Annotated in this window: 11 protein-coding genes and 1 pseudogene; 6 read left to right on the top strand and 6 right to left on the bottom strand. The window is 70.7% G+C overall.

Translation table 11 applies throughout. The features are described 5' to 3' along the window. Positions 1-31 precede the first annotated feature (31 nt). From AC5YDV_RS07210 to AC5YDV_RS07195, 4 genes are read left to right on the top strand one after another with little or no spacing between them, the layout of a single operon-like run. On the top strand, positions 32-595 hold the full coding sequence (locus tag AC5YDV_RS07210; protein ID WP_496182535.1) for a histidine phosphatase family protein: 564 nt from the start codon (positions 32-34) through the stop codon (positions 593-595). A gap of 54 nt (positions 596-649) precedes the next feature. Beyond that, positions 650-2,152 (top strand): aminopeptidase P family protein, encoded by a 1,503-nt coding sequence (locus AC5YDV_RS07205; protein WP_496182534.1) that lies wholly within the window; start codon positions 650-652, stop codon positions 2,150-2,152. Continuing rightward, on the top strand, positions 2,149-3,207 hold the full coding sequence (locus AC5YDV_RS07200; RefSeq protein WP_496182533.1) for a magnesium and cobalt transport protein CorA: 1,059 nt from the start codon (positions 2,149-2,151) through the stop codon (positions 3,205-3,207). Before AC5YDV_RS07205 ends, AC5YDV_RS07200 begins: the two co-directional genes overlap by 4 nt. A 55-nt stretch (positions 3,208-3,262) precedes the next feature. Next, positions 3,263-4,573 (top strand): TrpB-like pyridoxal phosphate-dependent enzyme, encoded by a 1,311-nt coding sequence (locus AC5YDV_RS07195; protein WP_496182532.1) that lies wholly within the window; start codon positions 3,263-3,265, stop codon positions 4,571-4,573. A 436-nt stretch (positions 4,574-5,009) separates the two neighbouring features. On the opposite strand, the pseudogene AC5YDV_RS07190 reads toward AC5YDV_RS07195, so the two are convergent. Together AC5YDV_RS07190 and AC5YDV_RS07185 are read right to left on the bottom strand one after the other, a co-directional pair. Further along, positions 5,010-5,513: pseudogene (locus tag AC5YDV_RS07190) on the bottom strand (YflT domain-containing protein); the annotation flags it as partial. After that, complete coding sequence (locus AC5YDV_RS07185) at positions 5,510-6,457, bottom strand: HpcH/HpaI aldolase/citrate lyase family protein (protein ID WP_496182531.1); 948 nt, start codon at positions 6,455-6,457, stop codon at positions 5,510-5,512. The pseudogene AC5YDV_RS07190 and the gene AC5YDV_RS07185, both read right to left, overlap by 4 nt. A 57-nt stretch (positions 6,458-6,514) precedes the next feature. On the opposite strand from AC5YDV_RS07185, the gene AC5YDV_RS07180 reads away from it, so the two are divergent. After that, positions 6,515-7,717 carry an MFS transporter gene (locus tag AC5YDV_RS07180; protein WP_496182530.1) on the top strand — a complete coding sequence of 401 codons (1,203 nt, stop codon included), beginning with the start codon at positions 6,515-6,517 and terminating at the stop codon, positions 7,715-7,717. 59 nt (positions 7,718-7,776) lie between these two features. On the opposite strand, the gene AC5YDV_RS07175 is transcribed toward AC5YDV_RS07180, so the two are convergent. Beyond that, entirely contained in the window at positions 7,777-9,075 is a 1,299-nt protein-coding gene (locus tag AC5YDV_RS07175) for an Nramp family divalent metal transporter (RefSeq protein WP_496182529.1), read from the bottom strand. 137 nt (positions 9,076-9,212) lie between these two features. Then, a complete protein-coding gene (locus tag AC5YDV_RS07170; RefSeq protein WP_496182528.1) occupies positions 9,213-9,896 on the bottom strand; it encodes a GNAT family N-acetyltransferase in 684 nt (227 codons plus the stop codon). Between the two features lie 62 nt (positions 9,897-9,958). Here AC5YDV_RS07170 and AC5YDV_RS07165 point away from each other — a divergent pair, with 62 nt between their 5' ends. After that, positions 9,959-10,372 (top strand): OsmC family protein, encoded by a 414-nt coding sequence (locus AC5YDV_RS07165; RefSeq protein ID WP_496182527.1) that lies wholly within the window; start codon positions 9,959-9,961, stop codon positions 10,370-10,372. Between the two features lie 82 nt (positions 10,373-10,454). Here the strand turns inward: AC5YDV_RS07165 and AC5YDV_RS07160 are convergent, their stop codons facing one another. Next, a complete protein-coding gene (locus AC5YDV_RS07160) occupies positions 10,455-11,606 on the bottom strand; it encodes an Mrp/NBP35 family ATP-binding protein (RefSeq protein WP_496182526.1) in 1,152 nt (383 codons plus the stop codon). Positions 11,607-11,616: 10 nt separating this feature from the next. Next, positions 11,617-13,821 carry a heavy metal translocating P-type ATPase gene (locus AC5YDV_RS07155; RefSeq protein ID WP_496182525.1) on the bottom strand — a complete coding sequence of 735 codons (2,205 nt, stop codon included), beginning with the start codon at positions 13,819-13,821 and terminating at the stop codon, positions 11,617-11,619. Between the last annotated feature and the right edge of the window lie 138 nt (positions 13,822-13,959).

Below are 13,959 nucleotides of genomic sequence, written 5' to 3'. Positions count from 1 at the left end.
ACTGCGGGGCACGAGTGACAGGATGAGGCGCATGACCATCCTGTACCTCGTGCGCCACGGGCAGACGGAGTGGAGCAAGTCCGGTCAGCACACCAGCTACACCGACCTCGACCTGACCGACACCGGCGTCGACCAGGCCAGGGCGCTCCGCAGCAAGCTCGTCCCGTCCGAGTTCGGCCTGGTCCTGTCCAGCCCGCGCCTCCGCGCCCGCAAGACCGCGGCCCTGGCCGGCTTCGACGACATCACCATCGACGACGACCTCGCCGAGTGGAACTACGGCGAGTACGAGGGCCTGACGTCCCAGCAGATCCGCGCCAACCACCACCCGGGCTGGCGCCTGTGGTTCAACGGTGTTCCCGGTGGCGAGACCCACGACGAGGTCCGCGAACGCCTGACCCGCGTCGTCCACCGGGTCCGCGAGTCGGGCGTCGAAAAGGCCATCTGCTTCGGCCACGGCCACGCGTCGCGGGTGCTGGCGCTGTGCTGGCTCGACTTCCCCCTCATCTTCGGGCAGGCCTTCCCGCTCGAGGTGGCGTCCGTGTCGATCCTCGGTCGCGAGAAGGAGTCGTGGGCCGTCCTGCGCTGGAACAGCTGAGCGTGCCCCCGCGTAGAGTGGGTTCGACTCGCTCACGCGCACAGGGGGTTCTGGATGAACAACAAGGAATCGAAGCTGCCCAACCGGCAGACGCCCTTCTCGGACGCGTTCGTCGCGTTCATCCCCCAGGACTGGGCCCCCTACCCTGCCGAGTTGCCCGCACGCCTCCCGGCCGCCGAGCACACCCAGCCGCGTCGGGATGCGGTCAGCGCCGCCTACCCGGGTGAGCGGATCATCGTCCCGGCGGGGACGCTCAAGGTGCGCAGCAACGACACCGACCACCCCTTCCGCCCCCACTCGGCGTTCGCCCACCTGACCGGCCTGGGCGCCGACCGCGAGCCGGACGCCGTCCTGGTCTTCGAGCCCGTCTTCACCGACGCCGGCGTCGACGTCGAGGACGCCGGCCACACGGCCACGCTGTACTTCAAGCCCCGGGCGCCGCGCACCGACCCCGAGTTCTACGCCGACGCCCGCTACGGCGAGATGTGGGTGGGCCAGCGTGAGTCGCTCGAGGAGATGGCGGCCCTCACCGGCCTGCCCTGCGCACCTCTGGCCGACCTGCCCGCCGCGATCAGCACCCACCACGACCGGATCCCCGCCCGCATCGTCCGCAACGTCGACGACCGCCTCACCCAGCTGGTCGACGAACTGCGCCGCACCAACCAGGTCGACGCCGACCCGTCCGCCGACGTGGAGCTCGAGGTGATGCTGTCGGAGCTGCGGCTCATCAAGGACGACTTCGAGATCGCGCAGTTGCAGGCCGCGTGCGACGCCACGACGGTCGGCTTCGAGGCCGTCGCGGCGGACTTCCCCACCGCGGTGGCGAAGGGGCGCGGCGAGCGCTGGTGCGAGGGCGTGTTCGCCCTGCACGCCCGCCACCTCGGCAACGACATCGGCTACGGCAGCATCTGCGCCGCCGGCGACCACGCCAACACCCTGCACTGGATCCGCAACGACGGCGACCTGCGCGACGGCGACCTCGTCCTGCTCGACATGGGCGTCGAGGTCGAGTCCCTCTACACCGCCGACGTCACCCGGACGCTGCCCGTCAACGGCCGCTTCACCCCCGCCCAGCGCAAGGTCTATGACGCGGTCCTGGCGGCCCAGGAGGCCGGCATCGCCGCCGCACGGGCCGGGCGGACGTTCCACGAGGTCCACGACGCGGCGATCCGGGTGGTCGCCGAGCACCTGCACGCCTGGGGCATCCTGCCGGTCTCCGTGGAGGAGTCCCTCGACCCGGTCAACGGCGGGCAGCACCGCCGCTGGATGGTGCACGGCACCTCGCACCACCTCGGCCTGGACGTCCACGACTGCGCCCAGGCCCGCAAGGAGTTCTACCGCGAGGGCACCCTGCGCCCGGGCATGTGCATCACCGTCGAGCCGGGCATCTACTTCAAGTCCACGGACCTGTTGGTGCCCGAGGAGTTCCGTGGCATCGGCGTCCGGATCGAGGACGACATCGTCATCACCGACGGTGAACCCGTGATCCTGTCGAAGGCGCTCCCCCGCGATGCGGACGCCGTCGAGGCCTGGATGGCCGAGCGCCTGGGCCGATGACGGACGCCGCCCCCGGCTGGGAGGCCATGCGGCGACGCATGGAGCTCCCCCGCGACAACCCCGACCGTCCGCACGTGGGCTGGTACTGGTACGTGGGCGGCGTGGCCCAGGCGGAGAGGGACCTCTCCGTCGCCGCCCGCGGGGCCCGCGCGGGACGCGGGTTCGTCTGGTTGGGGTTGAAGGACCCCGACGACGCCACCATGCAGAGCTTCACCGACCTGTTCGGCCTGCACGAACTGGCCGCCGAGGACGCCGTCGAGGGGCACACGCGGTCCAAGCTGGAGGTTTTCGACGAGTCGCTTTTCATGGTCATCTCCACCGTCGACTACGTGCCCCACCGGACGCTGACCGCAACCTCGGAGATCGTGTCGACCGGTCAGGTGATGGTGTACGTGGGCCCGTGGTTCGTGCTCACCGCACGCAGGGGCGGGCGTCCGTTCATGAACCAGATCCGGCGGGGGCTGGAACTCACACCCGAGGACCTGGCCGACGGCCCCTGGCGTGTCCTGTACGCGATCCTCGACCACGTCGTGGACGACTTCACCGAGACGGTCACCGAGATCGAGCAGGACGTCGACGCCGTGGAGGAGGTGGTCTTCGCCCCGGGCGTCCGGCCCGACGTGGACGGCGTCTATCGCCTCAAGCGCGAGCTGATCGAGTTCAAGCGCTGCCTCACGCCGTTGGCGACCCCGATGCAGCGGCTGCAGAGCGCTCCGCTGCCGAACATCCCGGAGGACGCCCGCGCCTACTTCCGCGAGGTGTCCGACCACCTCACGGCGGCGCGGGAGTCGACGGGCGCGCTGGACGAGGTGCTGACGGCGCTCATCCAGTCCGCCCTGACCCGGGTGTCCCTGTCGGACAACCAGGACATGCGGCGCATCTCGGCCGCGGTGGCGATGTTCGCCGTCCCGACCACGATCGGTGCCATCTACGGGATGAACTTCGACAACATGCCCGAACTGCACTCCGAGTACGGGTACTTCGTCGTGCTCGGGGTGATGGCGGCGTCCGTCATCGGTATCGCGATCTTCTTCCGCAGGCGGGGCTGGCTGTAGAGACTTCGCGCGAGACGGCCGGAAGGGCCGTGGTCGCGCCCCTAGAGTTGCCCCCATGGCTGAACCAACGAAGGTGTTCCTCGACGAGGACGACATCCCCACGCACTGGTACAACATCGCCGCGGACTTCCCCACGCCCCCGCCCCCGCACCTGCACCCGGGCACGAAGGAGCCCGTGACCCCCGCCGACATGGACGCCCTCTTCGCGGCTGGCCTCATCGAGCAGGAGTTGTCGACCGAGCGGTGGATCGAGATCCCGGAAGCGGTCCAGGAGATCTACCGCCTGTGGCGTCCCAGCCCCCTCCACCGTGCCCGCCGACTCGAGGCCGCGCTGGGCACCACAGCGCGCATCTACTACAAGTACGAGGGAGAGAGCCCGGTCGGGTCGCACAAGACCAACTCGGCCGTGCCGCAGGCCTACTACAACAAGATCGCCGGCCGGAAGCGCCTGACCACCGAGACGGGGGCCGGCCAGTGGGGTGCCGCGCTCGCGTTCGCGACGCAGATCTTCGACCTCCGGTGCGACGTGTGGCAGGTGCGCAACACCTACGAGACCAAGCCGTACCGCCGCATCCTCATGGAGACGTTCGGCGCCTCGGTGACGCCCAGCCCGTCCGACAGGACCGAGGCCGGACGTGCCCTGCGTGAGCGCTTCCCGGACACGACCGGCTCACTCGGCATGGCGATCTCGGAGGCCATCGAGGAGGCCGTGAAGGATCCGGACGCCTCGTACTCGCTGGGCTCGGTGCTGAACCACGTCGCCCTCCACCAGAGCGTCATCGGGTTGGAGGCCATCAAGCAACTGGCCAAGTTCGGCGAGCGGATGCCGGACTTCCTGTTCGCCTGCGCGGGCGGCGGGTCGAACCTCGCCGGCATCGCGTTCCCGTTCATCCGTGAGAACCTCGAGGGCCGCGCGGAGGTCGACATCGTGGCGTGCGAGCCGGCCGCGGCGCCGTCCCTGACCCAGGGCGAGTACCGCTACGACTTCGGCGACGCCAGCGGCATGACCCCGCTGCTGAAGATGTACACGCTCGGCAGTGACTTCGTCCCCGACCCGGTGCACGCCGGCGGCCTGCGCTACCACGGCATGGCGCCGCTGGTCTCCCACGCCCACCACGAGGGCCTGCTGCGGGCGACCGCCGTCAAGCAGCGCGACGCCTTCGCCGCCGGGGTGATGTTCGCGAAGGCCGAGGGCATCGTCCCGGCCTCGGAGTCGAACCACGCCATCGCCGGGGCCATCGCCCAGGCGAGGCGCGCGACCGAGGACGGCACCGCGCCGGTCATCCTCATCGGCGTCTCCGGCTCGGGCCAGCTCGACCTGCCGGCCTACTCCGAGTACCTCGCGGGAACCATGCTGGACGCCTGATCCGCCCCTGACCCGCGAACGCGGTTCCTCGCCTTGGCGGGGAACCGCGTTCGTGTTGGTGCGCTCAGTGCCCTGAGGGGCCGGCCGCCGAGGAACCCGACGACGGGGGACGCCACGGGTCGTCCGGATCGGCGGGGCGCGACGGATCGTACGGGCGGGGCTGGCCGGACGGCTCGCCCGAGGACGGCGGGGTCGGCGGGGCCCAGCCTTGGTGCGTCGGCCCCTCCGGCGCCTGCGGGGGAGGCCACCCCGGGTTGGTCGGACCGCCCTGCGTCCACGGCTGCGGGGCCTGGCCGGGCTGCTGCTGCCCGTAGCCGGGCCACGGCCCCGGCTGCTGGGGCTGTCCCGGCTGCTGGGGCTGTCCCGGCTGCTGGTACTGCCCCTGCGGTCCGCCCTGCCAGGGCTGGCCGGGCTGGCCGGGACGCGCGCCCGGGTTGAACTGGGACGAGCGCGCGCCGGGGGCCCGCGTCAGCAGTTCGCGGGCCTGGGCGACGACCTTGTGCTCGCACAGGATCTCGTACTTGGTGGCCACCGTCTGGGTCACGGACGTGAAGTCACGCTGACCACGGCTGACGACGTAGCCGAGCACGGCGAAGAGCAGCCCGATCGCCACACCGATGACCAGCGCGGTCAGGAGTTGCGCCAGGAAGTTCTGGGTCGGGAACAGGAGGATCATGAAGATCGCCACGATGAAGCCGGTCGACAGGCCGCTCATCACACCCTGGCCCAGCACCGTCCCCCACGTACGGCGTCCGGTGACCCGCTCGACCAGCCGCAGGTCGGTGCCCACGATCGCGATGTTGCCCACCGGGAAGTTGTTGTCGGCGAGGTGGTCCACCGCCTTCTGCGCCTCGGGGTAGCTGTCGAACACCCCCAGGGACTGCGGGTACTCGAGGCGGAAGATCGCCTGGTTGCCCGCGATCGGACTCTGCTGTGTCATCGGTGTTCCCTTTCTGCGCCCATGCCGGCGGCGTGCCCGCGGGCAACGATCGACGCGGCCAGCTTGACCCCGGCCTCGTCCACCATCTCGTCATCGACCACGATCGCGCCACGCGCCCCGCCCTGGACCGACGTGGCTGCCGCGTACGCGTCCACGATGCGGTGCGCGCGCTCGTAGTCCTCAACGCGCGGGCTGAAGGCGGCATTCCCCGCCTCGACCTGGGCCGGGTGGAGCACCCACTTGCCGTCGTAGCCGAGGGCAGCCGCTCGAGCCGCGGAGGCCTCGAAGCCGGTCAGGTCCCGGATGGCGACGAACGGACCGTCGACCGCCTGCAGCCCGTGCGCGCGAGCGGCCACGAGGATCGACATCAGCACGTGGTGGAACGCGTCAGCGGGGTACCCCGCCAGCTGCGCCCCCACGTTGAGCCCGCGCATGCCGAGGGACGCCATGAAGTCGCCCGGGCCGTACACGAGGCTCTCCAGCCTCGGTGAGGCACCGGCGATCTCGGCCACGTGGAGGAGGCCTTGGGCGTCCTCGACCTGCGCCTCGATCCCGATCGCACCCACCGGTAGGCCGGCCTCGTGCTCGACCTGGGTGAGCAGCAGGTCCAGGGCCACGACCTGGGACGCCGCGGTCACCTTCGGCAGGACGAGGCAGTCGATGCGCGCGCCCGCTCCCCCCACGACCTCGGCCACGTCCCGGAACGTCCACGGCGTCGTCCAGTCGTTGACCCGCACGGTGATCGTGGGTGCGTCGAAGCCGGACGGCTCGTTCAGCGCCTCGACGATGCGCCGGCGCGACTCCTCCTTGGCCGCCGGGGCCACGGCGTCCTCCAGGTCCAGGAACAGGGCATCGACCCGGAGCCCACGCGCCTTGGCGATGAAGCGGTCGGAGCTGCCGGGCACGGCGAGCACGGTGCGGCGGACGCGGGACGGGCGGGTCATGCGTCCAGACTAGGGGTGCTGGGTGCCGCGTGGGAGGGCTCCCGCTAGGGTGCGCGCGTGACCCACGCTCGCCCGACCACCCGCTCGGCCTGGTTCGTCCTCCTCGGTGGGACCACGGCGGCGCTCCACGTGGCCAAGCTGTCCCCCGCGATCCCAGCACTGCAACGCGATCTGGGTGTCTCGCTGGTGACCTCAGGACTCCTGCTTTCACTGGTCCTGTTGGCCAGCGCCCTCACCGGGCTGGTCGTCGGTCTGTTCGTGGAGCGGTTCGGGCTGCGCCGCAGCCACCTGATCGGGCTCGGGGTGCTCAGCGCAGCCGGGTTCGCCGGCGGGTTCGCGCCCAACGAGGCCGTCCTCCTGGTGCTGCGGGCGACCGAGGGCATCGGCTTCCTGCTGGCCACGGTTCCGGCGCCGGCGCTGGTCCGGCGGCTCGTCTCGCCGGACCGCCTGACCCGGATGCTGGGCTTCTGGTCCGCCTTCATCCCCGTGGGTGCCGCCGTGGCCCTTCTCGTCGGGGCGGGCATCATCGACGCGTGGCGCTGGTCGGGTTGGTGGTGGCTGACCGCGACGGTGTCGACCGTGGCCGCGCTGCTCGTCTGGTGGCGGGTCCCGGCCGACCCGCCACACACCGCGTCCGAGGACGGCCGGGCCCTGGTGCTGGGCCGCGCCCGGGAGACCCTCACGCACCGTGCCCCGTGGCTGCTCGCGCTGACCTTCGCCTGCTACTCGCTGCAGTGGCTGGCCGTGGTCGGCTTCCTGCCGTCGATCTACGCGGCGTCCGGCTGGGGAGCCAGAACGGTCGCCGTCCTGGCCGCCCTGGTCGCACTGGCCAACGTCGTCGGCAACGTCGGTGCGGGCTTCGCCCTGCACCATGGCGTCCGGGCCCGTGCCACGCTGCTGACCGGCTTCACAGCGATGGCGTTGGGTTCGGTCCTCGCGTTCGGGACGCCGACGTCCGGCCTGCCGGTCGTCCAGTACGCCGGGGCGGTGCTGTTCTCCGCGCTGGGTGGGCTCATCCCGGGCACGCTGTTCGCGCTGGCCCCGCACCTGGCCCCGAGCCGGCGGACGACCTCCACGACCGTCGGGTGGATGATGCAGTGGTCCGCGCTGGGACAACTCGCCGGCCCACCCCTGGTGGCCTCGCTGGCCACGCTCGTCGGGGGCTGGGGGTTCACCTGGCTGGCCACCGGATCCGCGTCCGTGCTGGGGATGGTGCTGGCCCTCCTGGTCACGGCCCACGCGACCCGGCGGGTCCCCTGACAGGGAGGAGGGGCGCCCGCAGCAGCGGGCGCCCCTCCGGACTCAGGTGAGACGAGTGACTACGTGACGGCCTGCCAGAGCTGGTAGACGCCCAGGATGCCGAACAACAGCGCCGTGACGCCCAGGGCGATGTTGTGTGACAGCTTGTTCCGCCACTCGGGGGGAATCATCTTTCCGTTCAGCAGGCCCAGGTTGGCGATGGCCATGAATGGCATGAACAGCGCACCGAGGACGCCGTAGGCGACGATCAGGCCGAACGGACGATCGAGGAAGAGCAGGATCATCGGCGGGAACGTGAGCCACAGGACGTACCACTTGAAGTACTTGCCCCCGTTGCGGCCGTCCGGGTGGTCGTCCGGCAGGCCCTTCATCTTGGCCATGAAGTCGGCGAACATCAGGGAGACGCCGTTCCACACGCCGATGACGGACGAGAAGGCCGCGGCGAAGAAGCCGACCAGGAAGAACTTGCCGACGACGACGCCGTAGCGCGCCTCGAGCACCGTCGAGAGATCGACCAGGCCCTTGTCACCGGCACTCAGCTTGACGCCCGCGGCCCGCACGACCTCGGCACCGACGATGAGCATCGAGATGACGAAGATGCCGGTGATCACGTACGCCATCGTGTTGTCGATGCGCATGACCTTCATCCACTTGGGCGTGTACCAGCCCTTCTCGCGCAGCCAGTAGCCGTAGGCCGCCAAGGTGATCGTGCCGCCGACGCCGCCCGCCAGGGCGAGGGTGTACATGAGGCCCCCCTCGTCCGACGGCAGGCGCGGGACGAGGCCCCCCAGCATCTCGGGGACGTTCGGGACGGCGATGATCGCCAGCGCCACGATCGTGAGGAACATCAGCCCGACCAACGCTGCGGTGACTTTCTCGACCACCGCGTACTTGTTGAACCACACCAGCAGGAAGCCCACGATGCCGGTGGCGACGGCCCAGGCGAGCAGCGGGATCTGCGGGAACAGTGCCGCCAGCGGCAGTGCCGTGGACGACATGGCCGATGCGCCGTAGACGAAGCCCCAGATGACGATGTACGGCGCGAAGTACCAGGTGGTCCAGCGGCCGAGCTTCCGCCACCCCTCGAAGATGGTGTAGCCCGTCGCCAGCGAATACCGGCCGGCGCCCTCGACCAGGATGATCTTCATGATGACGCCGACGATGATCGCCCACAGCAGCATGTAGCCGTAGCGCGAACCACCGATCAGGGTGGACACCATGTCGGCCGCACCGACACCCGTTCCGGCGACGACGATGCCCGGACCGATGATCTTCCACTTGGCGACACGTCCGCCGTCGTCGTCCACTCGTTCGTGATGACCGACCTTGCGGCCGTCGTCGACTGTTTCTTCCTGCATGAGACCCCTTCGTCTTCACTCCGTGCGCAACCGGAAGAGTGCGCTTTGTTGGCAACGTATCGGGCTAGCCGCGGGTCCTGCATCTTCGACACCGCAGAATTCACCAGTCGTGCCCGAATTCGAGACAGTCTCCAGGCTCAGGCGAGCGGGACCGCCAGGTTGACGCCGTGGGCGGTGAGCCCGAGGCGCTGGGCGACCCCACGAGAGGCGGCGTGCGCGCGAGCCGCCCTATAGGCGGCGAAACCGGCCTGCTGGACGCCCCAGGCGAGCGCAGCCGCGGCGACCTCGGCGCCCAGCCCACGGCCGCGCGCCCGGGGTGCGACGAGGACGCCGACGTCAATGGGCCAGCCCCACAGGGTGTTCAGCACGGACGCCGCGACCAAGTGGTCCCCCTCGACGATTCCGAAACAGGCGTGCGGCCTCCGGTCAAAGCCCGCCTCCGCCCACTCCGCGGCCGACACGAGGGGGTGGAGTTCCGCGAGTTCCTCGGGCTCGGTCATCAGGGCGGAGGACGACATGAGCTCCGTGGCGTGGTCGGCCCAGAAGTGGTCGGCCGGGCCGAGGACGGGGCCCGTCGCGAGCGGCTCCCACGTCGCGGGATCGACCAGGGCGCCGGGGTCGTGGGCCAGCGCGAGTTCAGCCACCTGCTCGACCCGGGACAGCGGCGCGTCGATGTAGGCGTGATCACCCAGCAGGAGCACCAGCGCGGCGTCGTCGTGGCGGCCGGACGCGGCCACCACAACCGGGACCAGGCCCGGCACTGGGACGCCGAAGCGGCGGGACCAGTGGCCGTCGATCCGGGCACGCGTATCGGGCTCCACGCGCGCAGCGTACCGCCGCGCTCGCGGTGCGCGCGGGAGGTGGGCCGGGCATGATGGGCCCCATGAGCGATCCGACCACCGTCTCCCTCCGCCGCATCGACCAGATGCACTACGAGGCCATCAACAGCCATGGGGCCCGCATCGAGGTGGGGGGTGAGGGCAACTTCTCCCCCGTCGAGCTCCTGCTCACCGCCATCGGCGGGTGCACGGCCGTCGACGTGGACGTGATGACGTCCCGGCGCGCCGAGCCGGAGGTCTTCGAGGTCGTCTCGTCGGGCCGCAAGGTCACCGAGGGCGGAAACCACATGGAGGACCTCACCATCACCTTCCGCCTGCGGTTCCCCGAGGGCGAGGACGGCGACAAGGCCCGCTCACGCATCGAGCCGGCGGTCAAGGCCTCCCACGAGCGCGACTGCACGGTCTCCCGCACCGTCGAGCTCGGCACCCCGATCGCGTTCGTGGTCGAGGAGGCCTGAGGCCCCTCGAATGCATTTCCGGGTGGCAGTATCCCAAGGTTCCTTGGGGTACTGCCACCCGGAAATGCAGGTGGGGTGGGACTCAGCCCACCGCGAGGTTCAGCTTGCGTCCCGCGAGGCCGCGCTTGCGGGTCGCCAGCCGCTCGGCAACGCCGGCCAGCGCCGTCGCGGCCGGGTTGTGCGCGTGCGACTGCACCAGGGGCACACCCTCATCACCGGACGCGCTCATGGCCGGGTCGATCGGCACCTCGGCCAGCAGCGGGACGTCGTAGCCCAGGCGCAGCGTGAGCGCCTCGGAGACGCGCGCACCTCCGCCGGTGCCGAAGACGTCGACGCGGTGGGTCTGCTCGCAGTGTGGGCACATCGACTCGAGGTACGCCATGTTCTCGATCACGCCGATGACCTTCTGGTCGACCATGGACGCCATCGTCCCGGCCCGCTCGGCGACCTCGGCGGCCGCCTGCTGCGGGGTCGTGACGACGATGACCTCGGCGTTGGGGAGCTTCGTGCCCAGCGACATGGCGACGTCACCGGTGCCCGGAGGCAGGTCGACGAGGAGGAAGTCGAGGTCACCCCAGTAGACGTCCGCGAGGAACTGCTGGAGGGCTCGATCGAGGATCGGCCCGCGCCAGGCGATCACCTGGTCGCGGGACTGCTTGAGCATGCCGATGGAGATGACCTTCAGGTCACCGGCCGGCACGGGCAGGATCATGTCGTCGATGCCCGTCACGTCGGCGTCGGCGATGCCGAGCATCGGCGGGATGGAGTGGCCGTAGATGTCGGCGTCCAGCACGCCCACCTTCTTGCCACGGGCAGCCAGCGCCTGGGCCAGGTTGACGGTGACCGACGACTTCCCGACGCCGCCCTTGCCGGACGCGATGAGCAGCACCTGGGTCAGGTTGTCGGCCTTGGCGAACGGGATCACCCGCTCCTGCACACCACCGCGCAGCTTCGTCTTCAGCGCGTCGCGCTGCTCGTCCGACATCACGCCGAACTCCAGGTCGAGGCCGGTCAGGCCCTCCAGGCCCTGGAGTGCCGCGTGCACGTCGTGCTCGATGGTGTTCCGCATGGGACATCCGGATATCGTGAGCAGCACCTTGACGTGGGCGAACCCGTCCTCGTCCACCTCGACCTTCTCGACCATGCCGAGTTCGGTGATGGGCTTGTGGATCTCGGGATCGTTCACGCGGGACAGCACGTCCCACACGGCGGCGTTCAGGCTTTCGACAGACATGGGGTCCACCTTACTGAGCCTCGTGGACGTGCCCCACACGGTGACCAGCGGGAACGCCGGGCTCGCGGGAGGTCGGACGGTGCTGGGCCCGCATCGGCGCCACGACGTCGGGGTGCAGGTCGAGGCGACGCAGCAGTTGCGCGTTCAGGGCGACCACGATCGTCGACAGCGACATGAGGACCGCTCCCACCGACATCGGCAGCACGAACCCGACCGGCGCGAGCACTCCGGCGGCGAGCGGCACGGCGAGGATGTTGTACCCCGCCGCCCACCAGAGGTTCTGCTGCATCTTGCGGTAGCTGGCACGGGACAACTCGATCACCGAGACCACCGAGCGGGGATCGTCACTGGCCAGGATGACGCCCGCCGACCCGATCGCGACGTCGGTGCCGGCACCGATGGCGATGCCGACGTCGGCGGACGCCAGCGCCGGGGCGTCGTTGACGCCGTCGCCCACCATGGCCACCCGGCGGCCCTCCGCCTGCAACTCGGCGACCTTGGACGACTTGTCCCCGGGCAGGACGCCGGCGTAGTACCGCTCGAGCCCGAGTTCACCGGCAACGGCGGACGCCACGGCCTCGGCGTCACCGGTGATCATGACCACCTCGACCCCCCGTTCGCGGAGCGCCGCGACGGCGGTGCGGGACTCCGGACGGATCTCGTCGGCCAGTTTGAGCGCGCCCGCGACCCGGCCGTCGACCAGGACGTGGAGGATGATGGCACCGTCCGCGCGCCAGTCCTCCGCGTCCGCCAGTTCGGCCGCTCCCTCGCGCTCCAGCAGGGTGGGCCCGCCCACCTGGACGCGGCGGCCCTCGACCAGCGCCGAGACACCGACGGCCGGGGCCGAGGTGAAGTCCTCAAGGCCGGCCAGCGCGAGGCCGCGATGTTCCGCGGCGGCCACGATGGCCCGGGCGAGCGGATGCTCGGAGTAGGCCTCGGCGCTCGCCGCGAGACGCAGCACGTCGGCGTCGTCCAGGTCGGCGTCCGCCCCGGCGACGGACACCTGCTCCACGGCCGGCTCGCCCTTGGTGAGGGTGCCGGTCTTGTCGAAGAGGACGACGTCGACCGTGCGCATGGCCTCCAGGGCCAGACGGTCCTTGACCAGGACGCCGCCGCGCGCGGCGCGTTCCGTGGCGATCGAGACGACCAGCGGGATGGCCAGGCCGAGGGCGTGCGGGCACGCGATCACCAGGACCGTGATGGCGCGGACGATGCCCTGATCGGGCAGGCCGAGCGCGCTCCAGGCGATCACCGTGACCACCGCTGCCCCGAGCGCGAACCAGAACAGCCAGCCGGCGGCCCTGTCGGCCAGGCGCTGGGCTCGGGACGTGCTGGACTGGGCGTCCGCCACCAGCCGTTGGATGCCGGCGAGTGCCGTGTCCTCCCCCGTCGCGGTGACCTCGACCCGGAGGCCGGAGTCGGTCGCCACGGTTCCGGCGACCACGTGGTCGCCCTCGGCGCGTCGGACGGCCCTCGATTCCCCGGTGATCATCGACTCGTCCACGTCGGCGGCCCCGGCGACCACGCGTCCGTCGGCCGGGACCCGTCCGCCGGGCCGGACGATGACGACGTCCCCGACGCGCAGGTCGGACGGCGCGACCGTCTCGACGGCGTCCCCGACGACCCGCTCGGCCTCGTCGGGCAGGAGCGCCGCCAGGGAATCGAGCGCCGAGGTGGTCTGGGCGAGCGACCGCATCTCCAGCCAGTGGCCGAGCAGCATGATGACGACCAGGAGGGAGAGTTCCCACCAGAAGTCGAGTTGGTGGTCGACGATGCCCAGGGTCGCACCCCAGGACGCCAGGAAGGCGACCGTGATGGCCATCCCGATCAGCAGCATCATGCCGGGCTTCCGGGCGCGGAGCTCCTCCAGGGCACCCGTCAGGAACGGACGACCGCCCACCAGGTACACGACGGTGCCGAGCAGCGGTGGCACCCATGCCAGCCAGGGCACGTCCGGCGGTTCGTAGCCGAGCAGCATCGCGAACATCGGTGACAGCGCCACCACCGGGATCGCCAGGACGAGCATCACCCAGAACAGGCGGCGGAACTGGGCGACGTGGTCTCCGTGCCCGGCGTGTCCGCCATGATCCGCGTGACCGCCGTGGTCCGCGCGGCCGCCGTGGTCGGTGTGTTCGCCGTGGCCTTCGTGATGGATATGGCCTTCGTGGCCCTCGTGGTCGTGCTGCTGGTGGCTCTCGTGCCCGGTGCTTGTCATGACGATCCCCTTCCTCAAGATTACCCCCGGGGGGTATCTGGTCAACACTCGGGCCCTGCGGTTCCATTCCCCCGGCGGGTCCCCTTCGTCAAACCTTCATCGTTTCTGGTCCACGCCTTCACCGGTCATCGCCGACGG

It is taken from the genome of Propioniciclava sp. LT432, from assembly GCF_059515965.1.
This window is presented reverse-complemented; position numbering and strand designations above follow the sequence as displayed.